Source organism: Microbacterium sp. GCS4 (genome assembly GCF_001262495.1).
Taxonomy (GTDB): domain Bacteria; phylum Actinomycetota; class Actinomycetes; order Actinomycetales; family Microbacteriaceae; genus Microbacterium.
On the sequence record NZ_LGYE01000002.1, the window covers coordinates 23,122 to 46,696 of the forward strand.

At 68.8% G+C, this 23,575-nt stretch carries 20 protein-coding genes; 16 read left to right on the plus strand and 4 right to left on the minus strand.

Annotation, left to right across the window (positions count from 1 at the left end):
- Positions 1 to 61: 61 nt before the first annotated feature.
- From AKH00_RS07380 to AKH00_RS07405, 6 genes are all read left to right on the plus strand, one after another.
- Entirely contained in the window at positions 62 to 1,054 is a 993-nt protein-coding gene (locus tag AKH00_RS07380) for an ABC transporter substrate-binding protein (protein WP_050722113.1), read from the plus strand.
- A gap of 79 nt (positions 1,055 to 1,133) precedes the next feature.
- Positions 1,134 to 2,024 carry a carbohydrate ABC transporter permease gene (locus AKH00_RS07385; RefSeq protein WP_050722114.1) on the plus strand — a complete coding sequence of 297 codons (891 nt, stop codon included), beginning with the start codon at positions 1,134 to 1,136 and terminating at the stop codon, positions 2,022 to 2,024.
- Positions 2,021 to 2,902, plus strand: a complete 882-nt coding sequence (locus tag AKH00_RS07390; protein WP_050722115.1) for a carbohydrate ABC transporter permease — start codon at positions 2,021 to 2,023, stop codon at positions 2,900 to 2,902. The genes AKH00_RS07385 and AKH00_RS07390 overlap by 4 nt, the downstream gene beginning before the upstream one ends.
- Positions 2,899 to 4,422 carry an FGGY-family carbohydrate kinase gene (locus AKH00_RS07395; RefSeq protein WP_050722116.1) on the plus strand — a complete coding sequence of 508 codons (1,524 nt, stop codon included), beginning with the start codon at positions 2,899 to 2,901 and terminating at the stop codon, positions 4,420 to 4,422. Before AKH00_RS07390 ends, AKH00_RS07395 begins: the two co-directional genes overlap by 4 nt.
- Positions 4,419 to 5,075, plus strand: a complete 657-nt coding sequence (locus AKH00_RS07400) for a class II aldolase/adducin family protein (protein ID WP_050722117.1) — start codon at positions 4,419 to 4,421, stop codon at positions 5,073 to 5,075. Before AKH00_RS07395 ends, AKH00_RS07400 begins: the two co-directional genes overlap by 4 nt.
- A gap of 4 nt (positions 5,076 to 5,079) precedes the next feature.
- Entirely contained in the window at positions 5,080 to 6,042 is a 963-nt protein-coding gene (locus AKH00_RS07405; protein ID WP_050722118.1) for a ketose-bisphosphate aldolase, read from the plus strand.
- 54 nt (positions 6,043 to 6,096) lie between these two features.
- Here the strand turns inward: AKH00_RS07405 and AKH00_RS07410 are convergent, their stop codons facing one another.
- The gene (locus AKH00_RS07410; protein ID WP_050722119.1) at positions 6,097 to 6,894 is read right to left on the minus strand and encodes a DeoR/GlpR family DNA-binding transcription regulator; all 798 of its coding nucleotides are present in this window, start codon (positions 6,892 to 6,894) and stop codon (positions 6,097 to 6,099) included.
- 125 nt (positions 6,895 to 7,019) lie between these two features.
- On the opposite strand from AKH00_RS07410, the gene AKH00_RS07415 reads away from it, so the two are divergent.
- Entirely contained in the window at positions 7,020 to 7,460 is a 441-nt protein-coding gene (locus tag AKH00_RS07415; RefSeq protein WP_050722120.1) for a DoxX family protein, read from the plus strand.
- Between the two features lies 1 nt (position 7,461).
- Here the strand turns inward: AKH00_RS07415 and AKH00_RS07420 are convergent, their stop codons facing one another.
- Positions 7,462 to 8,406 (minus strand): hypothetical protein, encoded by a 945-nt coding sequence (locus tag AKH00_RS07420; RefSeq protein WP_235556718.1) that lies wholly within the window; start codon positions 8,404 to 8,406, stop codon positions 7,462 to 7,464.
- 84 nt (positions 8,407 to 8,490) lie between these two features.
- Between AKH00_RS07420 and AKH00_RS07425 the strand changes: the two genes are divergently transcribed.
- The 5 genes from AKH00_RS07425 to AKH00_RS07445 all read left to right on the plus strand — a co-directional run bounded on the left by AKH00_RS07425 (position 8,491) and on the right by AKH00_RS07445 (position 14,220).
- Positions 8,491 to 9,636 carry a DUF4185 domain-containing protein gene (locus AKH00_RS07425; protein ID WP_050722121.1) on the plus strand — a complete coding sequence of 382 codons (1,146 nt, stop codon included), beginning with the start codon at positions 8,491 to 8,493 and terminating at the stop codon, positions 9,634 to 9,636.
- A gap of 148 nt (positions 9,637 to 9,784) precedes the next feature.
- Positions 9,785 to 11,149 carry an ABC transporter substrate-binding protein gene (locus tag AKH00_RS07430; RefSeq protein ID WP_050722122.1) on the plus strand — a complete coding sequence of 455 codons (1,365 nt, stop codon included), beginning with the start codon at positions 9,785 to 9,787 and terminating at the stop codon, positions 11,147 to 11,149.
- A gap of 115 nt (positions 11,150 to 11,264) precedes the next feature.
- Entirely contained in the window at positions 11,265 to 12,158 is an 894-nt protein-coding gene (locus AKH00_RS07435) for a carbohydrate ABC transporter permease (protein ID WP_235556719.1), read from the plus strand.
- On the plus strand, positions 12,158 to 13,063 hold the full coding sequence (locus AKH00_RS07440) for a carbohydrate ABC transporter permease (RefSeq protein WP_082297490.1): 906 nt from the start codon (positions 12,158 to 12,160) through the stop codon (positions 13,061 to 13,063). The genes AKH00_RS07435 and AKH00_RS07440 overlap by 1 nt, the downstream gene beginning before the upstream one ends.
- A gap of 44 nt (positions 13,064 to 13,107) precedes the next feature.
- Positions 13,108 to 14,220, plus strand: a complete 1,113-nt coding sequence (locus AKH00_RS07445; protein WP_050722124.1) for a DUF4185 domain-containing protein — start codon at positions 13,108 to 13,110, stop codon at positions 14,218 to 14,220.
- Positions 14,221 to 14,271: 51 nt separating this feature from the next.
- Here AKH00_RS07445 and AKH00_RS07450 read toward each other — a convergent pair whose 3' ends face one another.
- Together AKH00_RS07450 and AKH00_RS07455 are read right to left on the minus strand one after the other, a co-directional pair.
- The gene (locus AKH00_RS07450) at positions 14,272 to 15,396 is read right to left on the minus strand and encodes a Gfo/Idh/MocA family protein (RefSeq protein WP_050722125.1); all 1,125 of its coding nucleotides are present in this window, start codon (positions 15,394 to 15,396) and stop codon (positions 14,272 to 14,274) included.
- A complete protein-coding gene (locus AKH00_RS07455) occupies positions 15,393 to 16,514 on the minus strand; it encodes a glycoside hydrolase family 172 protein (protein ID WP_050722126.1) in 1,122 nt (373 codons plus the stop codon). Before AKH00_RS07455 ends, AKH00_RS07450 begins: the two co-directional genes overlap by 4 nt.
- A gap of 104 nt (positions 16,515 to 16,618) precedes the next feature.
- On the opposite strand from AKH00_RS07455, the gene AKH00_RS07460 reads away from it, so the two are divergent.
- The 4 genes from AKH00_RS07460 to AKH00_RS07475 all read left to right on the plus strand — a co-directional run bounded on the left by AKH00_RS07460 (position 16,619) and on the right by AKH00_RS07475 (position 23,496).
- Positions 16,619 to 17,605 carry a LacI family DNA-binding transcriptional regulator gene (locus tag AKH00_RS07460; protein ID WP_050722127.1) on the plus strand — a complete coding sequence of 329 codons (987 nt, stop codon included), beginning with the start codon at positions 16,619 to 16,621 and terminating at the stop codon, positions 17,603 to 17,605.
- A 145-nt stretch (positions 17,606 to 17,750) separates the two neighbouring features.
- Positions 17,751 to 19,241, plus strand: a complete 1,491-nt coding sequence (locus AKH00_RS07465) for an FGGY-family carbohydrate kinase (protein WP_050722128.1) — start codon at positions 17,751 to 17,753, stop codon at positions 19,239 to 19,241.
- A complete protein-coding gene (locus AKH00_RS07470; protein WP_082297491.1) occupies positions 19,238 to 21,865 on the plus strand; it encodes a GH116 family glycosyl-hydrolase in 2,628 nt (875 codons plus the stop codon). The genes AKH00_RS07465 and AKH00_RS07470 overlap by 4 nt, the downstream gene beginning before the upstream one ends.
- Positions 21,862 to 23,496 (plus strand): fucose isomerase, encoded by a 1,635-nt coding sequence (locus AKH00_RS07475; protein WP_050722129.1) that lies wholly within the window; start codon positions 21,862 to 21,864, stop codon positions 23,494 to 23,496. Before AKH00_RS07470 ends, AKH00_RS07475 begins: the two co-directional genes overlap by 4 nt.
- The last annotated feature ends 79 nt before the right edge of the window (positions 23,497 to 23,575 follow it).

Genomic DNA, 23,575 nt, shown 5'->3' on the forward strand with positions numbered 1-23,575 from the left:
ATGCCCGACATCGTGGGACTGCAACCCGGGCGCGCTCACCCAGCAGTACCGCGACAACCTCATGCCGCTGCAGGACTGCGCCGCCGAGACCTGGGGCGACGACTGGCAGGACAAGTTCTACCCGATCGGCATCGAGCAGTCCCGCATGGGCAACCCCGAGGGCGACGAGAACTTCTACTCGCTGCCGATCCTCACCCAGACCGTGAACCTCTGGGCGAACTCGAACATCTTCGACGACGCCGGACTCGAGGTCCCGAAGACCTGGGACGACCTGAAGAGCGTCACGGCGGAGCTCTCCGGGGGAGACGCCGCCCCCTTCCTCCTGCCGGCCAAGGACTCCTGGCTGCGCAACGTGGTCTTCCTGCAGATCGCGAACAACGTCTCGCCCGGTACCGTCTACGAGGCCGAGGACGGGACGATCCCGTGGACCGACCCCGCGATCGTCGAGTCCTTCTCGTACTGGGGCAAGCTCTTCACCGACGGCATCGCCCAGGACGGCGCGATCGGCCTCGACGCCTACCCCTCGGCCGTCAACCAGTTCGAGGCGGGCAACGCCGCGATGATCCCGCTCGGCGCCTGGTGGATCCAGCAGTCCGACCCGACCAAGTCCGACATCCCGCCGCTCTCCGAGGGCATGGCCGGCTACGAGCCGTTCCTGTTCCCGACCATCCCGGGCGGAGCCGCCGAGTCGCAGTTCGTCGGCGGCATCGACGTGAGCCTCGGCATCTCGAAGGACACCGCGAACCCGGAGCTCGCCTGCAAGGTGCTCACCGACTTCATCGCCGGTTCCGGCGCGCAGAAGCTCGTCAACACCATGAACGACGTGCCCGCCGTGACCGGTCTGTCGCCCGAGGAGTTCACGAGCCAGAAGCAGGAGGACATCTGGAACCTCTTCGTGGACGAGTGGCTCCCGAAGGTCCAGTACTCGCGCTACTTCGAGTCGCCCAAGCTCGACCAGGCCGTGGCCGACGCCCTCGCGGCGATCGCCACGGGTGACTCCACGCCCGAAGAGGCAGCCGCCTCCGTGCAGGCCGTGCAGGACACGCTGAACTGACCGACCCCGCCGTCGCGGATCCGGAGCGCCCCTCGCCCCGGATCCGCGACGGCGCCCACCCGCCTCGAGGGGAGCGCGCGTGAAGACACTGACCCGCGAGCGTCTGGTCGGCCTGGCCTTCCTGGCGCCGACGCTGATCCTGTTCGCCGTCTTCGTCGTCTATCCGATCGTCTACAACGTCCAGGCCAGCACGCTGGACTGGGACGGCGTCAACGCCGGGACCTTCGTCGGAGCCGGCAACTATGGAGAGCTGTTCCAGGACCCCACGTTCCTCATCACGCTGCGCAACTCGGCGTTCTGGATCGTGCTGACCATCATCCCGCAGGCGCTCATCGGCTTCCTGCTCGCCGTCGCCCTCAACCAGGGGCTTCGCGGCAGCACCCTGTACCGCGCGATCTTCTTCATCCCGGCGATCCTGTCGCCGGTCGTGGTCGGCATCGTCTGGCAGCGCATCCTCGACCCGTTCAACGGCGTCCTCACCAGCCTCGGCGAGGCCACGGGCCTCGAATTCCTCGGTGGGAACTACCTCAGCGATCCGCAGACGGCGATCTTCGCGGTCATCTTCGTGAACGTCTGGATGTGGACCGGCTTCTCGATGCTGTTCTACCTCGCCGGCCTCCAGCTGATCGACCCGAGCCTCGTGGAGGCCGCCCGCATCGACGGCGCGAACGGATTCCAGACCATGGTCCGCATCACCTTCCCGCTGCTGAAGACGACGACGCTGTCGCTCGTGCTGCTCGGGATCATCGGGTCGCTCAAGACCTTCGAGCTCGTGTACGTGCTGACTCAGGGCGGCCCGAACCACGCCTCGGAGATGCTGCCGACCTTCGCGTTCCTCGAGGCCTTCCAGTTGCAGAACGTCGGCTACGCCTCGACCATCAGCGTCGTGCTCCTCGTGATCGCGGTCGTCAGCTCGCTGTCGATGGTGCGCGTCTTCGGAGCCGGATTCATCACGGGAGACGAGAAATGAGCGAGACCAGGACGCTGATCGTCCCCGAGACCCGGCGTCGGGCGGCGCGCAGCCATGGAGCCCCCGGTCGCCGTGTGGGCTGGCTGCACGTCGTGCTCGTGCCGCTCGCCGTGCTGTGGCTGATCCCGATCATCATGGTCGTCGGGCTCTCGCTCATGCCGCCGAACAATCCGACGACGCAGTTCTTCGGGATGTTCCCGCAGGAGTTCAGCCTCCGGAACTACCTGACCATCTGGGAGCAGAACCCGATCCTGCTGCATCTGCTCAACAGCCTGCTGATCACTGTCCCCTCGGTCGTGTTGGTGTGCCTGCTCGGCTCGATGGCGGCGTTCGCCCTCGCTCGGCTCCGTGTGCCCCTCAAGGCACTGATCTTCGGGGTCCTCATCCTCGCGCTGATCCTGCCGATGTCGAGCATCGTCGTCGCGACCTTCCGCATCCTGCAGTCCATGCAGCTGTACAACAACATCGCGGGTCTCGTGCTCGTGTACACCGCCCTGGGCCTGCCGTTCGCGGTCATCATCATCCGCACCTCCTACCTCGCGATCCCGCTCGAGACCTACGAGGCCGCCCGACTCGACGGCGCCAGCGCGTGGCAGATCTTCTGGCGCATCTACCTGCCGCTCGGCAAGCCCGCGCTCGCGGTGGTCGCGGTGTGGCAGACCATGATGAGCTGGAACGACTTCCTGCTCCCGCTCGTCACGCTCGGCGACAACGAGCTCAAGCCGCTCACGCTCGTGCCGCTCGCGTACCGGGGCATGTACCTGTCGCAGCCGGGCGCCCTGTTCGCGATCCTCGTGCTCATCTCGGTGCCGGTCGTGCTGCTGTTCGTCTTCATCCAGAAGTACCTGGTGAACGGGCTCTCGGGGGCGATCAAGTGAGCGTCCTGGGGCTCGACCTCGGCACGAGCGGGGTGCGTGCCATGGCGTTCTCTCTCGACGGTCGCGAGATCGGCAGCGCCGCAGCGACTCTCGAGCTCCAGCGGCCGGCGCGGGATCGCGTCGAGCTGGATGCGGGGGCGCTCATCGCCGCGGCCGAATCGGTCGTCCGGTCCGCGGCTGCCGCTGCGCGGGCGCACGGCGACCCCGTCGCGGCGCTCGCGTTCAGCGTGCTGGGCGAGGCCGTCGTGCCGATCGACGCGGCGGGGGAGCCGCTCGCCCCCGTCGCGGTGAGCATGGACGCCCGCGGGCACGACGCGGCGGCCGCTCTCGGCAGGACCATCGGCGCCGAACGCTTCGCGGGGATCACCGGGCAGCCGCTGCACGGCATGTTCTCGGTGTTCAAGATCGCCGCGGGCGATGAGCCGTGGCGGGATGCCGCGGGCTACCGCTGCATGGGAGACCTGCTCGCCGAGCGATGGACCGGCGTCGCCGGTATCGACCTCTCGCAGGCGGCGCGCACGGGTCTGCTCGACGTCGCCACGGGACGGTGGAGCCCGGAGCTGCTCGCCGCCTTCGCCGACACGGCGCCGTGGAGCACCGAGGATCGGCTGCCGACACCCGTCGCCGGGGGTCAGGTGATCGGCGCGGTCACGGGGCCGACGGCGGAGCGGCTGGGGCTCTCGGGCGACGTGCTCGTGGTCGCCGGCGCGCACGACCAGGCCGCCGCGTTCCTCGGAGCGGGCGGCGCTGCCGGCATCCGCTCGGTCGTCGCGTTCGGATCGAGCGACTGCCTCACGGTCGGCTCGGCCTCGCGGCCGGCGGGCCTCGAGGCGACGGGCTTCGCCTCGTACCGGATCGACGAGGAACGATGGATCACGCTGGCAGGCATCGCCGCGGGCGGGTGGGCGCTGCAGTGGTTCGCGGGCATCGTCGGCTCGACGGTCGGCGCGGTGTTCGGCACTCTCAGCCCGTATCCGCCGGCCCTGCTCCTGCTGCCGTACCTCGCGGGAAGCGGCACGCTCGACAACGACCCGCAGGCGCGAGGGGTGCTGCACGGCCTCACGCTCGAGACGACGGTGCCCGAGATCGCGCGGGCGGTCGCCGAGTCCGCGGGGTTCGAGTTCCGCACCATCCTCGACGCCTTCTCCGCCCACGGAGTCGCCACCGGCGATCTGATCGTGACCGGTTCGGGCTCGGAGAACGCCGCGGCTCTCCAGGCCAGAGCGGATGCCGCGGGGCGGTCGCTCACACCCGTGACCGCCGATGCCTCCGCGCGCGGAGCGGCGATGTTCGCAGCATCCGCGCTCGGCGCCGATCCGGCCCCGCTCCTCGCACCGACCACGGCGGCCGTCGCCGAGCCGACCGCCGAGCACTCCGATTGGTACGAACGGCAGCGCCGCGCCTACCGCGACCTCTATCGCGCGACCCGCGACATCGCCGCTCATCTCGCAGCGCCTGCCCGACAGCCCCTCTCAGACCCTCAGAACACACCTGCCCATCAGAAGGAGAACACGCCATGACCGACACGCTGTCCCGCACGGGATTCGACATCGACGCCGCCCGGAAGGAGATCCTCGACTACTGCCTGCGGTCGATGGAGTACGGCCTGAACTTCAACACCCAGGGCAACATCAGCATCCGCGTGCCCGGAGTCGACGACCGCTTCCTCATCACCCCCACCGACCTCGAGTACGACCGGATGACGCCGGACGACATCGTGCTCGTGAACGGCGACAGCGAGGTGATCGACGGCCGGCTCGGACCCTCCAGCGAGGTCACCGTGCACATGGCGGTGTACAAGCGCCGTCCCGATGTGAACGCGATCGTGCACTCCGAGCCCGTGTTCTCGAACGTGTGGGGCGTCGTGGGATCGCCGATCCTCGGCACGCTCGTGAACATGGTGATCTACACCAAGGGCGACGTGCCCATCATGCCGTTCGAGCTCAGCAACAACACCGAGTTCGGGGAGCACATGTGCGACGCGATGGGCGACCTCAACGCGGTCGTGTGGGCGAACCACGGACTGCTCACGGTCGGCCCGAACCTGCGCGACGCGTTCAAGACCAGCGTGGCGGTCGAGTCGGCGGCCAAGGTGCAGGCCTACGCCCGCGCGCTGACGGACACGCCGATCGTGCTCGAGTACGACAAGCTCGGCATCACCGAAGCGCTCTGACCTCATGGCGCTGCAGACACTCCGAGAAGCGCTCGCCCTGGCCGAGGCGGGGGAGTACGCGGTGGGCGCGTTCAACGTGTCCAGCCTCGACCAGGTCCTCGCGGTGCTCGCGGCGGCCGAGGCCGAGCGCTCGCCCGTGATCGTGCAGGCGATCGCCGGCATGTCGGCCTACGACGACGAGTCCGCGTGGTGGCACCGGCTGCGTCGGCTGGTCGACGAGCACGCCGACCGCATCCCGGTGGTGCTGCACCTCGATCACGGCCGCACGTACGACGACTGCGCGCGGGCCATCGACCACGGATTCACGAGCGTCATGATCGATGCGAGCCGCGACATCGACGACGACGAGCCCTCGTCCTTCGATGAGAACGTCGCGCTCACCCGGCGAGTCGTCGAGCTCGCGCATCCGGCGGGCGTGAGCGTCGAGGGGGAGCTCGGCACGATCGGCGGGGCGGAGGCCGGGATCACCGGGACGGTCGAGGAGATCGTGTTCGCCGACCCCGATCAGGCGGCGTCGTTCGTCGCGGCGACCGACGTCGACGCACTCGCGGTCGCGGTGGGCACGAGCCATGGCTCGGTGAAGTTCACGGATGCCGAGGGCGGGCAGCGGCTCCGGCTCGAGCTCATCGCGGAGATCAAACGACGACTGCCCGACACCTTCCTCGTGCTGCACGGCTCCTCGTCCGTGCCGGCGGAGGCCGTCGCCACCATCAACGCGCACGGCGGGTCGGTGCGCCCCTCGTACGGCATCTCGCCGGAGCAGAAGAGCGAGGGCGTCGCCGCCGGCATCCGAAAGATCAACCAGGGCACCGACTCGCACCTCGCGTGGACCGCGGCGCTGCGGGAGTTCCTGAGCGAGCGTCCCGCGGTCGTGGAGCCGAGCGAGCAGTTGCGCGCCGGGATCGACGGATTCCGCGGCATGGTCGCGCGCCGGATGCGCGAGTTCGGCTCGGCCGGTCGCGCCTGAGCCCAGGGCGGCCCTGCTCCCTGGGGAGCGGGGTCGTCGTCTGCACCTGACGACTCAGGCGATGTCGATCGTGAGGCCCGCCTCGCGGAGCGCCTCCAGTTCGTCGCCCGGGGCCTCCGAGCCCGTGACGAGCAGATCGACCTGCGACAGCGGCGCGACCTGGATCATCTGGCTCTTGCCGATCTTCGAGCTGTCGGCCACCACGATGCGGCGGGCCGCGGTCTCCAGATACCGGCGCTTCATGGTGACCTCGGGCAGGCTCGAGTTGGTGAAGCCCGTCGGGGACACCCCGTTGCAGCCGATGATGCCGAGGTCGCTGTGCACGGAGCCGAGGAACATGTCTCCCAGCGGATCGATGAGGGAGCGCTGCTTGTAGCTCACCGTGCCGCCGGTGACGACCACGGTGATCTGGTGAGGCTCGGCGACACCGAGTTCCAATGCGATCGTGAGGGAGTTCGTGAACACGACCACGCCGCGCAGCTCCTCGCGCGTGCGCAGCGCTCGCGCGACCGCGAGGGTCGTCGTCCCCGCGTCGAGCATGATCGCCATCTCGCTCTCGACGAGGGCGGCAGCGGCATGGCCGATCCGCCGCTTCTCGGTGACCGCCCGGGTGAGCGCGCGCTCGTAGTCGGGGGAGTGCGCGGTGGACTTGATGCCCGAGATCGCGCCGCCGTGCACGCGCTGGATCACGTTCTCCTCGGCGAGGAGGTCGAGGTCGGTGCGGACCGTGACCTCGGAGACGCTGAGCGCTCTGCTGAGCTCCTGCACGCGGGCGAATCCCTGGCGCTCGATGATCGAGACGATCTGCTCTCGCCGCACCGCCGCCGGCACAGCCTGGGACCACTCTGGCATGGCCTCAGCGTAGCGGTCCGGGTGCTCGGCACAGGGGATCGAAAGGTCGCTTTCCTAGCGTCGAGGGTGGGCATCAGCCCGCTCCGCGCCTGGCGCGGTGTCCTGCCACGAAGGAAGGCCTCCTCATGACGAACACCACCGCCCCCGCAGCCACGACCTCGTGGGGACTCCTCGTCCTCCGCATCGTCGTCGGCGCCGTCTTCCTCGCCCACGGGGCGCAGAAGATCTTCGAGTTCACGCTCGCCGGCACGATCGGCAGCTTCGCCGGCATGGGCGTCCCTCTGCCCGAGATCGCCGCTCCCGTCGTCGCCTTCGTCGAGCTGATCGGCGGAGGGATGCTCGTGCTCGGTCTGTTCACGCGCCTCGCCGGCGTGCTCCTCGCGGTCGACATGCTCGTCGCCCTCGTGCTCGTGCACCTGCCCGCGGGGCTCTGGGTCGGCGACGGCGGCTACGAGTTCGTCGCCGTGCTCGGTGCGGTCGCCCTCGCCCTCGCGTTCACGGGGGCGGGGCGCTTCTCGGTGGATCGCGGCGTGCTGCGCGGCCGCGCGCCGGCCTGGCTCGCCTGACTCAATCCGGTCGGGCCGGTGCGGTCAGCGGCTCGACCAGGAAGCGGAATGCCGCGCCCTGGCGGAACGGTTCGACGATCTCGAAGTTCTCGAACGCCGGTCCGCCGGGGATCGGCGACGCGCTCGCCCAGTAGGACCACCGCGCGTTGACCCGGCACTCGAGCGCGGGGTGGGGGTCGTCGACCCGCCACCGCTGCAACGACCGTCGTCCGAGGAATCGCCAGTGGTCGGCGGTGTCGTGAGAGTATTCGACCGACCACGGATCCATCTCGTCCCCGACGGCTTCTACGATCGCGGCCTGTCCGTCTCGACGCAGCTCTGCGAGGCCGAAGCGGCCGTGCTCGGTGAAACCGGTGCCGCAGAACCCTGGCCACAGGTCGGCGGGGGTGACGGTGCGGTCCGCGAGTCGCAGCACTCGCAGCCGTGCCCAATTGCCCATGGTGGCGGTGAGGACGAGATGCTCCAGCGGCGTCGATGACGCATTCACGAACCCGGCGACCTCGACTTCGTGCGGGCGGTCGGCGAAGAAGCGAATCCGAACGTGGACATCCGCCCCGTTGTCGAAGCGCTCCACGCCGATCCACACGGTGAGCGTCTCGATGCCGTCGATCTCCGCGACGACGCCGCGCGCGGGGTGATCCGTCGCCGCAGGCTCTCCAGCGGCGAGTGGGTCGTCGGCCGACCAGAACCGCTTGCCCGGCTCCCCGGGGTCGAGCATGCTCGGCTCCAGTTCTGAGAACCCTCGCCCCGTCTGCCCCTCAGGTATCGGTTCGACGGCGATGAAGTTCACGAGTCGTTCCGGCGGGTGGTCGAGGTACGGCGTGTAGACGCGCAGGAGTCCCCGCGGGCCGGGGAGGGGAGCGATGCCGATCTGGATGCCGTCGCGGTGGCCCCATCGCGGCACGCCGTCGGCACGTAGCCAGGTTCCTTCGGTCGATGAGGGCACGCCTGAGACCCTAGTGCGATGAAATCGATTTCGCTAGGTTCGATGCCAGGCGCGGTGCATCCGCACCGCCGATCGAGGAGGATCATGCGCCGTGCACCCGCATCCCATCGCCGTCTCGCCGCGGCTTTCGTCGTCCTGGCCCTGGGGCTCTCCGGCTGCGCGGGAGGAACCGGCGTGACCGTGGATCCGGACCCCGACAAGCCGTTCGTGCTCGAGGGCGTCTCGAATCTCACGGAGATCGCCCAGCTGACCGGTCCCGGCGCCATGAACGACACGGCGTCCGTGTCGGTGGCCGGCACGGATCTCGGGTCGATGACGAACGTCGGCGACCGCACCTTCTTCTTCTTCGGCGACACGTTCGGCGAACGCGACCCGGAGTCGATCGGCGGCCAGGGCGGGTTCTGGCGGTCGAACGTGGCGGCGTGGACGGAGGACGACGACCCGACCGACGGCATCGACTTCGACGGTTGGGTCGCCGACGACATCGGCTTGGCGGAGGCGCTGATCGAAGGTGATCACGACGCGAACGGGGCCGGAGGCGAGGTCACCAAGATCCCGACGTACGGCTTCTCGATCGGCGACACGATCTACGTCTCGTACATGTCCGTGCGGTTCTGGGGGGAGCCCGGCGTCTGGGATGCCAACCGATCCGCGCTCATCGTCTCGCGCGACGGCGGCACGTCGTGGGATCCCGTCCAGGGCGTGGAGTGGCCGGGAGACTCCAACTTCGTCCAGCTCGCGACAGCCGAGGTCAACGAGGGCGGTGAGGACTGGATCTACTTCTGGTCGATCCCGTCCGGACGTTTCGGAAGCGTCCAGCTCATGCGGGTCCGGGCGACCGAGGAGGCCGTCGAGGACCAGTCGGCGTACTCGTACTTCGCCGGGCTCGACGGCGGTGCGCCGACCTGGAGCGACGACATGGCCGACGCCGATACCGTGGTCGACGGCACGATCGGCGAACTCTCGGTGATGTGGTCGACGTACCTCGAGCGCTGGATCATGACGTACTCCGACGCGGGGAACGCGTACATCCGAGAGGGCATCACGCCGTGGGGGCCGTGGGGCGATCCGCTCGAGCTCGTGCCGGGCAGCGAGTACGAGGGTCTCTACTCGCCGTACCTGAATCCGCGGTACGTGACGGAGGACGGCAGGCGCATCCACTTCACGCTGTCGCTGTGGGGGCCGTACAACGTGTTCTGGTTCTCGGCCGATCTTGAGCGGTCGAACTGAGATATTGGATCCCTTGCTTATGAAATCGATTTCGCTTACTCTGGCGCATACCCGGTCGCCGAGGACCGTCGGCTGGGCCGGTGGGTTTCGGCGACAGCCGAGCACACAGCAGCGACTCGACGAGGAGTCCGTTCCTGAGGAGGAACCCATGAGAATCACCCCACGCACCCGCAGGGCGACGTTCGCCGCTCTCGGGGCACTCACCATCGGCGCGATGATCGCCGGCTGCGGATCCGGAACGCCAGGAGAATCCGCCGACTCCGGCGGCGAGGACGGCGTCACCACGATCCAGTTCTGGCACCGCAACTTCACGCCGGTCGAGAACGAGTGGTACGAGAACATCATCAAGAAGTTCAATGACTCGCAGGACGAGATCAAGGTCGTCGGCACGCAGGTGCCCGGCGACGCCTGGGATCAGAAGATGAAGGCCGCGCAGGCGGCGGGCAAGGCCCCCGACATCTACACGCACCCCGGCAGCATCCAGGATGCTGTGAACGCGGGTCAGCTGCACGAGCTCGACGGGATCGTGCCCGACGACGCCCTCGCCGAGATCTCGGACGCCGCGAAGCCGGTCTCCGAGATCGACGGCACCTACTACGCCTACCCGCTGCTGCTCGAGCCGCAGGCCGTGCTGTTCTGGAACAAGGACATCCTCGACGCGGCGGGCGTCGACTCCGAGCAGGGGCCGACGACGTGGGACGAACTGATGGACGCGTGCGCCAAGATCCAGCCCACTCTCGCCGACGGGCAGTATTGCATCTCGCCAGCGCAGGACGCCGCGACGTTCGCCTGGTCGACCGTCGGCCAGCAGTACAACTTCGCCGGTCACACCGCGCTGAACTCCGACTGGACCGCCGCCGACATCGACGACGCCGGATACCGCGACATGATGACGCAGTACAAGACACTGTGGGATGAGGGGTACATGCCCAAGCAGCCCCTCGCCGACTACGGCGGAGGCAAGGACTTCGGTGAGCAGAAGGTCGCCTTCAAGGTGTCCGGTTCGTGGATGCTGTCGGAGATCGGCTCGGACTACGCCGATGTCCTCGGCAAGACCGGCATCGGGCCGATGGTGAACTCGGCGGAGGCCGACGGTCGCACGGCCACGACCCTCGGCAACTTCAAGTGGGTCGTCGACGCGAAGACCAAGAACGCGGAAGCGGCGGGGAAGTTCCTCTCCTGGGCGATCGCCGGCGACCCCGAGAACCTCGTGCCCTTCTTCGTCGACACGCAGTTCACGAAGGCCCCGGTGCGCCAGTCGGTGCAGGATGCCGTCGCCGCCGACCCCAAGGCGGCTGATGCGCCCTGGTCGTCGATCATCACCGAGGAGATCGCTCCGAACGCGATTCCCGAGCCGACCTACCCGTGGGACGTCTCGCTCGCGGTCGGCACCGCCTTCGAGTCGGTCATGAAGGGGTCCGCGTCGCCGGATGCCGCGATCGACACCGCGAACAAGGCGATCCAGACGGTCATCGACCGCGAGGGCCTCGCGGACAAGGCGCCGAGCCAGTAGGACTCCGCGGCGGGGGTCGGCGTTGCGCGCCGACCCCCGCCTGCGGGATCACGACAGCACGAGGGAACGGGTGGAGCGAACGATGGTCAGTGCAGTCTCGACGGAACGACGGGCGGTGAGACGCCGAACGGATGCCAGACGGTATCGCGACACGAAAGTCGCGTACCTGTTCCTGCTGCCGGTGGTCGGCCTCCTCGCGATCTTCGTGATCTGGCCGGCGGTCTATGCCGGATTCCTGTCGTTTCAGAACTGGAGCTTCTATAAGGATCCCGAGTTCGTCGGCCTTCGCAACTTCACCGCCGTCCTCAGCGATCCGCTGTTCTGGGCGTCGGTGGGCAGGGGCTTCGCCTTCGTCGCGATGACGGTGCCGCCCATGCTCGTGCTCGCGTTCTTCTTCGCGAGCCTGGTCGTGAGCGTGTCTCGCCGTTTCGCCAGCGTCCTCAAGGTCAGCATCTACATCCCGACGATCATCTCCTCGGTCATCACATCGATCATCTTCGTGCTGATGTACGACTACTCGGGCGGTCTGCTCAACTGGTTCCTCGGGATCTTCGGCGTCGACCCGATCGCGTGGATCGGCGATCCGGCCTGGGCGCTGCTCGCGATCGCCATCCCCGCCATCTGGCTGGGCATGGGTCTGACCTCGCTCATCATGGTCGCTGCGATGGTCGACATCCCCACCGAGTTCTACGAGGCGGCGGCGATGGAGGGTGCCAACTGGTGGCAGAAGACCGCGTTCATCACGCTGCCGCAGATGAAGAACATCATCCTGTATCTGCTGATCACCGGGTTCGTCGCGGCGATCCAGCAGTTCGAGCTTCCGCTCGTCATGACCGGCGGCGGACCGCTGGACTCCACGACCCTGCCGAACCTCTTCATCTTCAACCACTTCCGCAACGACATCAACGTCGGCTACTCGATCGCCGCCGCGCTCGTCATGTTCGTCGTGCTCGGCACGGTGTCGGCGATCGTGTTCAAGTTCGTCAATTCCGAAAGGCTGGTGGACTGATGGTCACCATCGCGCCGCAGGACACCACGCGCGCCATCGTGCTCGCCGGCACCGAGCCGTCGCGGCGGGCCCGCCTGCCGAAGACCCCAGGCTCGTGGGTGATCGTGATCGGCAAGCTCATCGCGGGTGCGGTGTTCCTCGTGGCGGCGCTGTTTCCGCTGGCCTGGATGGTCATCGCCGGTTTCAAGTCGAAGACCGAGGTCATCCAGACCCCCTTCCAGTTCTTCCCCGAGGTGTGGCGCTGGGAGAACTACGCGCAGATCCTCGCCGATCCCACCTTCACCCGCACGATGCTGTGGACCTTCGGCGGCGCCGTGCTCTTCACGGCCCTGAGCCTCACGGTCAATTCGCTCGCCGCCTACGCGTTCGCGCGCCTGGACTTCCGGTTCCAGCGCACCCTGTGGGTCATCGTCATCACGACCATGTTCATCCCCGGGATGACGATCCTGCTCACGAGCTTCATCGTCGTGACCCGGTTGTCGATGCTCGACACCCTCGCGGTGCTCGTCCTGCCCGGGGCCGCGAGCGCCGGCACGGTGTTCTTCATCCGGCAGTTCTACCTGAACATCCCCGCGAGCCTCGAGGAGGCGGCGATGCTCGACGGCTGCGGACGCTTCGCGATCTTCGTGCGCATCTTCCTCCCGCTGTCGAAGCCGCCGTTCGTCGTCATGGGCATCACCTCGTTCCTCGCGTACTGGAACTCGTATGTGTGGCCGATCCTCACGATCACCACCCCCGAGCGCTTCGTCGTCCAGCAGTTCCTCGCGACGTTCCGCTCCGAGCGCACGAGCGAGCTCGGGCTCCTCATGGCGGGCTCCGTGCTGGCCGCGGCGCCCGTCATGATCCTGTTCCTCATCTTCCAGCGCCAGATCATCGGCAACATCAAGATGGCCGGTCTCAAGTAGTCCGGCCGTCGGAGAGCACAACCGACACAGGAAAGAGGTCGACGATGACCGAACACCGTACGTCTCCGCTCATCTCCCGCCGCGGCGTCCTGCAGGGCGCGCTCGCGCTCGGCGCAGGGATGCTGGCCGCTCCCGTTGTCGGGATCGGCGCCGCAGCTCCGGCATCCGCCGCCGGACCGCTCACCGTCACCAGGTTGAAAGTGCTCGCCGGGACGCAGAGCCCCGTGCAGTACGGGATCGGGGCGACCGACCTCGGCATCCCCGCCCGCACGCCGGACGGGCGGCTGCTGTTCGTGTTCGGCGACACGTGGGCCGATCACGTCGGCGGCGCGAACTGGCGCTCCCCGGTCGGCCTCTACTCGTCGACCACGAACCTCGCCGCCGGCGTCGTCTTCAACGGCTCAGCCGGCGCCGGCGCGAACACGCAGGGGGTGGCGCCGCAGTTCTGGTACTACCCGCACGACGCGTACTTCACGACCGTCATCCCGTCGGACGTCATCACGATCGGCTCGCGGATGTACCTGCACGCGATCGTGAACGGCCCGCAGTTCGGCGCGGTGCGCTGGACCGAGCTGTGGAAGTCCGACGACAACGGCGCGACCTGGCAGCACACCGGGCTGCAGTTCCCCGCCGACATGGCCGGCGGCAAGTTCCAGTGCATCACGTGGGGCCTCGGCAGCGACGGATACGTGTACATCTACGGCACCGGCTTCCAGCGCGACAAGGGCATCGTGCTCTACCGCGTGCCCTCGAACAACATGACCACCCTCTCGGCGTATCAGCCGTGGGGGTTCGCGAACGGCTCCTGGGGCTGGGGCAAGCCGGTGACCGAAGTCCTGACCGGCGGGTTCGGCGAGATGTGCCTGCGACCGCTCGGCGGCAAATGGATCCTCACCTGGTTCAACGCGGCCGCGTACCGGATCGACGCGATGGTGCTGAACACCCCGACCGACAACCTCTACACCGCCGCGAAGACCACCCTGCTGACCGGCACGGAGTGGGGGCAGGAAGATGCGTCGCACGTGGCCCAGCTCTACGGCGGGTACATCATCCCCGGGTCGACGCTCTCGGACCTGCACCTCAGCGTCAGCCAGTGGAACACCGGCAACAACAGCGTGTACCACTCCGAGCAGTTCCGCGTGCAGGGGCTCGTCTGAGGCGGAGCGGGAGGCTGCTGATCTCGGTGACCGGCGTGGGCCGCACCGACGTCAGAACCGCGGGACCAGGAGGTCGGCGCCGCCGCGCAGCGCGGAGCGGTGCGCGACGATCCCCGGCGCCGTGATGCTCGCTGCGCGGTGCGCGTCGATCGTGGGGGAGCGATGCTCGACCACCGCCGAGACGAACTCGTGCACGAGGTGCGGGTGCGATCCGCCGTGCCACGCGTGCAGGTCGACCGGTGGGCGTCCGCCGGGAGGTGAGTACGTGCCCTTGCGCGTGTGCGGGCGCAGAGACATGGGCAGGTCGCCGAGCCGATCCGGGATCTCGGCGGCCTCGCGCGTGATCGGGCGTCCGCGGTGCGCGCCGTCGGCTGGTCCGGCCGTGTACGTCACGGCGGGTTCTCCCTCGACCGACGGCCACTCCATCGCGCCGTGCTCGCCGTAGACGTTGAACCCCTCGGTGTAGGCCCGTGCGTTCTCGAAGAACGACACCGTGACCTGCGCGACCAGGGGCTCGGGCGTCGACAGCTCGAACAGGGCGGCCTCGAGGGGGAAGGGGTTGTCGCCGGGCCCGCGGTGGGCGTCCCGCAGCGTGCCGGAGCCGAGGCAGCGCACCGACTGCGCCGACGCCTCCGCGAGTCCGAGCAGCGGGGCGACGATGTGGGTCGCGTACTCCATCGGCGCGTATCCCATCCAGTAGGGCGGGAACCCGTCGAGATCCTGCATGTGCGCCCCGCTGAGGTAGGTCAGTCGGCCGAGCGCCCCGGTGTCGCGCAGATGCAGGGCATGGAGGTACTCGCGCTGGTAGAGCGCCGTCTCCATCATCATGTACCGGCCGGGACCGGCGTCCGCCGCGTCGATCACGCGCTCCACGTCGTCGAGCGTGGTCGCCATCGGGACCGCGCTCGCGCAGGAGCGGCCGCTCGCGAGCACCTGCAGCGTCTGCTCGACGTGGAACCGCACGGGGGACAGCAGGTGCACGGCATCCCATCCGCCGCCCGCGAGCGCGTCGTCGAGCGAGGCGAACTCGTCGTCGACCGCGAGCTCGGCCGCCACAGCCGAACGACGGGAGGCGTTCGGCTCGACCAGCCCCACCCGACGCACGGCGGGATGCAGCGCATAGAGCGGGAGGAAGTCGCGGCCGAACCCCGCGCCGACGACGAGGACATCGATCATCGCGGCGGGGTCGCTCCGAGGTCGGGTACCGGGGCCGTTCCTAGGTGCACCTCCAGGTCGTCGGCGGAGGGCGTCCGGGGTCTGCGGGCAGTGGGGCGATCGAGGTAGAACATCGCGGTGGAGGCGATGTCGTCGCGCAGCGGGAGGTACCGCCATCCGCTGCGCCACCCGAGCGCCTGGATGTCGACCTTGGGGATGCCGGTGGCGAAGTGGATCGGGTCGAGCAGATGCCACCGGTACATGCCGAAACGCTGCTGGCTCACGTAGAGACCGTCGGGTCGGATGATCTGCGGCATCCCGAGGTACGGAGTCGAGAACGCCGTGTACCCCTGACCGGGAACATCGAAGTTCCAGGCACCGCCGAAATAGTCCTCGGTGCCCGTGCCTGCGATGGTCGGGTAGTCGGTGTCGTCGTCGAGGTAGAACTTGATCTCGCCCTCGCCCCACCAGCCGTTGGAGTTCACGCCCCAGGCGATGTATGTGCCGACGTACTGGCCCTGTCCCTCGATGCCCTCGAGGATCACGTGCGGGGTGAGCTCCTCCAGCGGGTTGGACCGGCGCCACTGCGCGTGGAAGTAGGCGTCGTTCGAGTAGTCGCCGCCGATCTCGTAGGTGATCTGGAAGTAGATGCGCACGTCGACGACCGAGGTGTTCTCGATCGTGAGGCGCGCGCCGTCGCGGAACGGCATGGGCCAGTACGAGTTGAATCCGCCGTGCGGGTTGGCGGCGATGGTCTGCGAGTCGACCTGCGCGAAGACGCCCCAGCCGTTGCAGAAGAAGTCGCCGTAGGGCACCTCGACGGCGGGCTCCTCCGACCCATCCCAGTAGGCGCGCAGGAGCAGGGTGCGCCAGTTGTCGGTGTGGGTTGTGATCCAGATGTGCGTGATCTTGCCCGCGCCGTCGATGTTCGCGAGGTCGAACGTCTCTCCGGGCTTGACGTCGACGCTCGGCGAGATCTTCCAGCCGGGGCCGAGGTCACGGGCGCATTCGGCGCCCGTGCCCTCGGTCGCCCGGCCTCCGCCTCCCGCGGATCCGTCGAAGTTCTCGGGGGAGATCGATCGTGTCTGCACGGATCGCAGCGCTGCGATGCTCGAGAGGTCGGAGGATGCGTGAGTCATGGCCGCCAATGTAATCGATTTCAGGATGGAACACCAGAGATCTACTGCTCGCGCGCTACTGTTGCTTCAGATCCGGCTCGGCCCGGCACGGCAATGAGGTTCGAATGGCCACCATCTACGACGTCGCGGAACTGGCGGGAGTGTCTCCCGCCACGGTCTCTCGCGTCTTCAACGGCACGAGCGTGTCGGAGGACAAGGTGGCGGCTGTGCGCGACGCCGCCGCGAAACTCAGTTTCACGCCGAACCGCACGGCTCGGTCGCTGCGCCGGCAGAGCTCCGAGGTGATCGCCCTCGTGATCCCCGACATCGAGAACCCGTACTTCACCGAGATGGCGCGCGGCGTCGAGGACGTCGCCTCGGAGGCGGGCTACTCGGTCGTGCTCTGCAACTCCGACTCCCAGGTCGAGAAGGAGGGGACATACCTGCGCATCGCGATCGCCGAGCACATGTCCGGTGTCATCATCGCGACCGCCGACGAGACCACGAACCTCGACATGATCCTCGCGACCGGCCGTCCCGTCGTCGCTGTCGACCGCAGCACGTCCTACGACATCGACGGGGTCGTGATGGCCAACAGGGCCGCGGGGACATCCGCCGCGAAAGACCTGCTGGATGCCGGATACCGCCGCATCGCCTACATCGGCGGTCCCGAGCACATCGACACGGCCGCCGAGCGCGCGGCCGGGTGGCGCGCGGCGCTGACCCGCGCGGAGCCCGAGCTCGACGTCGACGAGCTCGCCCGCTTCGCGTCCTTCCGCGTCGAGGGCGGACGCGCGGCGATGGAGGAGTTGCTGGCTCTGCCCGAACCACCGGACGCCGTCGTCGCCGGCAACAACCTCATCGGCGTCGGCGCGATCCAGGTGCTGACGGAGCGCGGCCTCACGCCGCCGCGTGTAGGCGTCGCGGTGATCGGCTCGCTGCCGTTCACGACGCTCTCGCCGAGCGCGGTGACAGTCGTCCGGCTGCCCGCTCGGCACATGGGCGTGACGGCAGCGCGGATGCTGCTGGAGCGCATCGGCGGCGATACGCAGCCGTCCCGCACCGTGGTGCTGCGCAACGAGATCCAACCGGCCAGCGCCTCTCGGCCCTGAGACGCTGGGGCCCCGCCCGACCCCGCGCACCGCGTCAGCCGGTATTCCGGTAGACATCCGATCACCTTCTTGCGCGTTGAAATCGATTTCGCGTACAGTTGCGAGAGATTTCAGAATCACCGGCTCAGGTTTCAAGGAGGACACCATGCGCTGCACCCTCGGGGTGGACATCGGCACATCCAGCAGCAAGGGCGTGCTGGTGGATGCTGATGGCGTGATCGTCGCCACCGCGACCCGGTCGCATGACGTCTCCCGCCCCCGCACGGGTTGGGTCGAGATGGAAGGCGATGTGTGGTGGGACGAGTTCGTCGCCATCGCCCGCGAGCTCCTCGCTGCGGCCCCGGACGCCGAAGTCGCCGGAGTCGGCGTGAGCGGCATGGGCCCGTGCATCCTCCTGGCGGACGAACACGATCGTCCCGTCCGTCCGGCGATCCTCTACGGCGTCGACACCCGCTCCACTGCGCAGATCGAGCGGATGACTGTCGAGCTCGGCGAGTCCGAGATCACGCGCGTCGGCGGATCGACTCTGACCTCGCAGGCCGGAGGACCCAAGCTCGTCTGGGTCGCCGACGAGGAGCCCGAGGCCTGGCAGCGAGCGCGCCGCGTGTACATGCCGGCTTCCTGGCTCGCCCGCCGCCTCACCGGCGCCTACGCGCTCGACCACCAGTCGGCCAGCCAGGTGTCCCCGCTCTACGACATCGAGCGCGAAGCGTGGCACGACGAGTGGTGGCAGCGGTACGCGTCGTCGATCGAGCAGCCGCCGCTGCTTTGGGCCGGAGATGTCGCGGGCACTGTCACCGCCGCCGCGGCGGGGGACACCGGCATTCCCGAGGGCATTCCCGTGATCGCCGGGACGATCGACGCGTGGACCGAGGCCGTGAGCGTCGGAGCGCACGAGGTCGGCGACCTCATGCTCATGTACGGCACGACCATGTTCCTCGTCGCGACGGGTGAGGAGACGCTGCGCACGCCGTCGATGTGGACCACGGCCGGGGCCTTCGCCGGAACGAGGAACCTGGCCGGGGGTCTTTCGACCTCCGGAGCGCTCACCGGCTGGCTGAAGGAACTCACGGGCGCCGACTACCCGCAGCTGCTCTCCGAGGCGACCGCGTCGGGTCCCGGGGCGCGCGGGCTGCTGATGCTCCCGTACTTCGCGGGTGAGCGCACCCCCATCCAGGATCCCGATGCCCGCGGTGTCATCGCCGGACTCACGCTCGCCCACACCCGGGGCGACCTCTACCGCGCCGCCCTTGAGGCGACCGCCCTCGGCGTCCGTCACAATGTCGAGACCATGCGCGCCGCCGGCGCCGACATCCGGCGCATCGTCGCCGTCGGGGGCGGTACGCAGGGGCGGCTGTGGCTGCAGATCGTCTCCGACGTCACCGGCCTCGTGCAGGAGGTGCCGGCGACGACGATCGGCGCGAGCTACGGCGCTGCCTTCCTTGCCGCGGTCGCCGTCGCCGTCGATGCAGTGCCGAAGATCGCTGCGTGGAATCCCGTGACCGAGACCATCCGTCCCGACGACTCGCTACGTGACCTCTACGATGAGCTGTTCGACCGCTACACCCGCCTGTACCGCGAGACGGCGGGCGTCGTGCATGAGCTCGCCGCCGATCAGAGAGGCGCGTCGGCATGACCCGCCGCGCCCGCGGCATCCCGCATACCTCGCAGGCGACCGCCTTCCCGCTCGGCGGAATCGGCACCGGGAACGTGTCGATCGGCGCACGCGGCGAGTTGCGCGACTGGGAGTTCGAGAACCTCCCCGACAAGGGGCGCCGCAATCCGCACTCGTTCTTCTCGATCCATGCGGCGCCCGAGGGCGGCAACGCCGTCACCCGCGTGCTCGAAGCGCGCCTCACCGGTCGGCATGACGCCGACGCGGGGTACGCGTTCGACCAGCTCGCCGGCCTGCCCAGACTCGACGGCGCGACCCTGCATGGAGAGTACCCGGTCGTCGATGTCGACTTCATCGACCACTCCCTGCCGGTCGATGTGTCGCTGCATGCCTTCACGCCGCTCGTGCCGCTCGACGCCGACGCATCCGGCATCCCCGCCGCCGTGCTCCGCTACCGCGTGACGAACCCTGGACGGGCCGCCGTCGCCGTGACGATCGTCGGCAGCGTCTCGCACACGGCGGGACGAGGCACGCCGGGGCCCGACGCGCCCTGGGGGATGCGCGGTACGCAGCGGGTGCGCTGGCGCGAGGACGAGGGGGTGCGCGGCCTCGACTTCGACATCGACCTGCCGGAGGACGACCCCGGGTACGGCACGCTGAGCCTCACCACCGCAGACGAGTCGACCACGGTCAAGCCGCAGTGGGTCACGAGCTACTGGCCCGATGGTGCTCGGCTCTTCTGGGACGACCTCGCCGCCGACGGCCTGCTGCAGCCCGAACCGCGCCTGACCCTCGAAGACCGGCCGCGCGGCCTGTTCGCCGAGCTGGACGCCGATCCCGACGCCGCACCGCTCACCGAGGAGCAGATGCTCGCGAAGCTGCCCCGGCTGCGCACCGGGTCGCTCGGCATCGTGCACACCCTCGAGGCGGGCGAGAGTCGCGACTTCGAGTTCGTGCTCGCCTGGAGCTTCCCCAACCGTCGCAGCGGTTGGCACGGGCACATCGTGTTCGACGACCCGGCCGCGGGGATCCTCCGCAACCACTACGCGACGCTCTGGCCCGATGCGTGGAGCGCGGCCGCGCACCTGCACGCCGAGCTCCCGAATCTGGAGCGATCGACGGATGCCTTCGTCGAGGCGCTCTACGGCGGGAGCCTCGACCCGGTGCTGGCTGACGCCGTCGGCGCGAATGTCGCCGCCGCGCGGTCGACGACGTGCTTCGTGGTCGAGTCCCCGCACACGGATCTCGGCGACGGGCCGGTGTTCGCCGCGTGGGAGGGATCTTTCGACCACAGCGGGTCGTGCGAGGGCACCTGCACACACGTGTGGTCGTACGCACAGACACTGGCGTGGTTGTTCCCGTCGCTCGAACGCAGTGCGCGCCGCGCGGAGTACCTGCTCGAGACCGACGATGCCGGCGCGCAGAAGTTCCGGGGGAACCGGCTGCTGGGCGGACCGTCGTGGTTCATGAGTCCCGCGGTCGACGGTCAGCTCGGCACGCTGCTGCGCCTGCACCGCGAGTGGAGGTTCAGCGGTGACGACGACTTCCTGCGCGAGCTGTGGCCGGCTGCCGTCCGAACCCTCGACTACGCCGCGACGGAGTGGGATCGCGACGGGGACGGCCTGCTCGACGGTGAGATGCACAACACCTACGACATCGAGTTCCACGGCACGGAGCCGCTCGCCAACGGCATCCATCTCGCCGCGCTGCGGGCGGGGGCGCGGATGGCCGAGCATCTCGGCGAGGTCGGCCGCGCCGCGACGTGGACGCGCCGCGCCGACCACGTCGCGGCGGCGATGGACGACGTCCTCTGGAACGGCGAGTACTACCGCCAGGTGATCGACGACATCGATGCGCATCGCTACCAGTACGGCGACGGCGTGCTGTCTGATCAGCTGCTCGGGCAGTTCCACGCGTTCGTCAGCGGCCTCGGTCACATCCTGCCCGCCGCGCACATCGACTCCGCGCTCGCCGCGATCGTCGCCCACAATCTCCGCGACGACCTCTCGGCTCAGGAGAGCACGCAGCGCGTGTACGCCCTGAACGAGGAAGGCGGACTGCTGCTCGCCTCCTGGCCGCGGGGCGGGCGGCCGACGATCCCGTTCGTCTACTCCGACGAGGTCTGGACCGGCATCGAGCATCAGGTCGCGGCATCGCTGCTCTACGTCGGCCGCGTCGCCGAGGCGTTGCGGATCGAGCGGACGCTGCGCTCCCGCTACGACGGTGCACACCGCAACCCTTGGAACGAGATCGAATGCGGCAACCACTACGCGCGGTCGCTCGCGTCGTGGGCGCTGGTGCTCGGCGCGAGCGGGGCGCAATGGGACGCCCCGACGAAGACGCTCTCGTTCGCGCCTGCGGGCGGAGGCTCTTTCACGGGCCTCTTCACGACAGGCACGGGATGGGGGCGCGTCGAGATCGACGACGACGCTCTCGTGCTGCACATCGATGGCGGAGAACTCACCGTCGCCGAACTCGTGCTCCGCGACCGCTCCATCGCCGAAGGGGTTCGGCTCGGCGTGGGGGAGACACACCGCGTCGAACTCGCCCGAACAACCGCGGACACCGCATCCGCTGATTCTCCCCACTCGACCAGCACCACCACCAGCACGAGCACCACCCGCACCACCGGAGAGGCATCATGACCACCTACACGCTCCCCGCCCCGGCATCCCGCCCGGCGTCCGCCCCGAAGACCGCCTACCTGATCGCCTCCGGCGACCTGCGCGAGGCCGCCAACACCGGCGGCTGGCCCGTGCAGGCCGAGCTCGAAGCCGGGGTCACCGGCGTCTTCCGCGATCTCGGCTGGACCGTGATCCGCGCGAACGAGGTCGACCCTGAGACCGGACACGGCTTCATCTCGAGCCAGCGCATGGGCCTCGAGGTCTTCAAGAACATCCCCGTGGATGCTCCGCTCATCGTCGCCGAGGCCGTGTGGCAGTACTCGCACCACGTGCTCGCCGGGCTTCGCACGCACCAGGGCCCGATCCTCACGGTCGCGAACTTCGCGGGCGACTGGCCCGGTCTCGTCGGTCTGCTCGGCCTGAACGCGGGCCTGACGAAGATGGACAAGCCCTACGCCACGATCTGGTCGGTCGACTTCACGGACGACTGGTTCCGCGACGGCATCCGCGAATGGACCGAGACCGGCACCATCACCCACGACGCCTCACATGTGCGCGCTCTGCCCGAGCTGCCGGACAGCCCCGAGAAGCAGCTGGGGGAGGCGCTCGCTGCCGAGCTCCTCGCCGAGAAGGCCATCATCGGCGTGTTCGACGAGGGCTGCATGGGCATGTACAACGCGATCTTCGACGATGAGCTGCTCAACAAGACGGGCATCTACAAGGAGCGCCTGTCGCAGTCGGCGCTGTACGCCGAGATGCTGAACGTCACGGAGGCCGAGGCGGATGCCGCCTACGACTGGCTGATCGACGCCGGGATGACGTTCGTGTACGGGGAGGATGCCGCGACCGAGCTCACCCGCGACCAGGTGCAGTGGCAGCTGAAGATGTACATCGCCGCGCTGCGGATCGCCGACGACTTCGGACTCGACGCGGTCGGCATCCAGTACCAGCAGGGCCTGAAGGACCTCGTGCCCGCGTCCGACCTCGCCGAGGGCATCCTGAACTCGACCGAGCGCCCGCCGGTGACCTCGCGCGACGGCTCGCGGGTGCTGCACGAGGGTCGCGCGTTCCCGCACTTCAACGAGGCCGACGAGGGCGTCGCGGTCGACGCGCTCGTGACCGACCGGGTGTGGCGCGCGATGGGCCTCGTGCCCGACAACACGCTGCACGACGTGCGCTGGGGCGAGGACTATGACGGGCAGTTCGTGTGGGTCTACGAGATCTCCGGATCGGTGCCGGCCTCGCACCTCGGTGGATGGCAGAACGCCGAGGGATGGCGTCAGGGGCACGTCTTCTTCCCGGCGGGCGGGGCCACGATCAACGGCGTCTCGAAGCCCGGCGAGCTCGTGCTCTCGCGCGTGTTCATCGCCGACGGCATCCTGCAGGCCGACATCTTCCGCGCCTCGGTCGTCGAGCTGCCGGCCGAGGAGACGCAGCGCCGCAAGGACGCCACGAACCCCGAGTGGCCGATCGCGCACGTCGTGCTGCACGGCGTCTCACGCGACCAGTTCATGGCCCGCCACAAGGCCAACCACGCGCAGACGGTCTACGCGCCCGACGCCGAGACCGCCGACAAGGCGCTGATCGCGAAGGCGGCGATGTTCACCGGCATGGGCATCAAGGTCAATCTCGTCGGAGACGTGAAGATCTGAGCGGAGCGCGACTGATCTGAACGAGAGGGGCGGATGCGGCGGCATCCGCCCCTTCTCTGTGTTTGGCGGGTTGTCCACA

What these genes read in the sequence shown, in the direction of transcription:
- AKH00_RS07380 (WP_050722113.1), top strand. Translation starts at nt 62, where the DNA reads ATGCCGCTGCAGGACTGCGCCGCCGAGACCTGGGGCGACGACTGGCAG.
- AKH00_RS07390 (WP_050722115.1), top strand. Translation starts at nt 2,021, where the DNA reads ATGAGCGAGACCAGGACGCTGATCGTCCCCGAGACCCGGCGTCGGGCG.
- AKH00_RS07400 (WP_050722117.1), top strand. Translation starts at nt 4,419, where the DNA reads ATGACCGACACGCTGTCCCGCACGGGATTCGACATCGACGCCGCCCGG.
- AKH00_RS07405 (WP_050722118.1), top strand. Translation starts at nt 5,080, where the DNA reads ATGGCGCTGCAGACACTCCGAGAAGCGCTCGCCCTGGCCGAGGCGGGG.
- AKH00_RS07410 (WP_050722119.1), bottom strand. Translation starts at nt 6,894, where the DNA reads ATGCCAGAGTGGTCCCAGGCTGTGCCGGCGGCGGTGCGGCGAGAGCAG.
- AKH00_RS07415 (WP_050722120.1), top strand. Translation starts at nt 7,020, where the DNA reads ATGACGAACACCACCGCCCCCGCAGCCACGACCTCGTGGGGACTCCTC.
- AKH00_RS07425 (WP_050722121.1), top strand. Translation starts at nt 8,491, where the DNA reads ATGCGCCGTGCACCCGCATCCCATCGCCGTCTCGCCGCGGCTTTCGTC.
- AKH00_RS07430 (WP_050722122.1), top strand. Translation starts at nt 9,785, where the DNA reads ATGAGAATCACCCCACGCACCCGCAGGGCGACGTTCGCCGCTCTCGGG.
- AKH00_RS07440 (WP_082297490.1), top strand. Translation starts at nt 12,158, where the DNA reads ATGGTCACCATCGCGCCGCAGGACACCACGCGCGCCATCGTGCTCGCC.
- AKH00_RS07445 (WP_050722124.1), top strand. Translation starts at nt 13,108, where the DNA reads ATGACCGAACACCGTACGTCTCCGCTCATCTCCCGCCGCGGCGTCCTG.
- AKH00_RS07450 (WP_050722125.1), bottom strand. Translation starts at nt 15,396, where the DNA reads ATGATCGATGTCCTCGTCGTCGGCGCGGGGTTCGGCCGCGACTTCCTC.
- AKH00_RS07455 (WP_050722126.1), bottom strand. Translation starts at nt 16,514, where the DNA reads ATGACTCACGCATCCTCCGACCTCTCGAGCATCGCAGCGCTGCGATCC.
- AKH00_RS07460 (WP_050722127.1), top strand. Translation starts at nt 16,619, where the DNA reads ATGGCCACCATCTACGACGTCGCGGAACTGGCGGGAGTGTCTCCCGCC.
- AKH00_RS07465 (WP_050722128.1), top strand. Translation starts at nt 17,751, where the DNA reads ATGCGCTGCACCCTCGGGGTGGACATCGGCACATCCAGCAGCAAGGGC.
- AKH00_RS07470 (WP_082297491.1), top strand. Translation starts at nt 19,238, where the DNA reads ATGACCCGCCGCGCCCGCGGCATCCCGCATACCTCGCAGGCGACCGCC.
- AKH00_RS07475 (WP_050722129.1), top strand. Translation starts at nt 21,862, where the DNA reads ATGACCACCTACACGCTCCCCGCCCCGGCATCCCGCCCGGCGTCCGCC.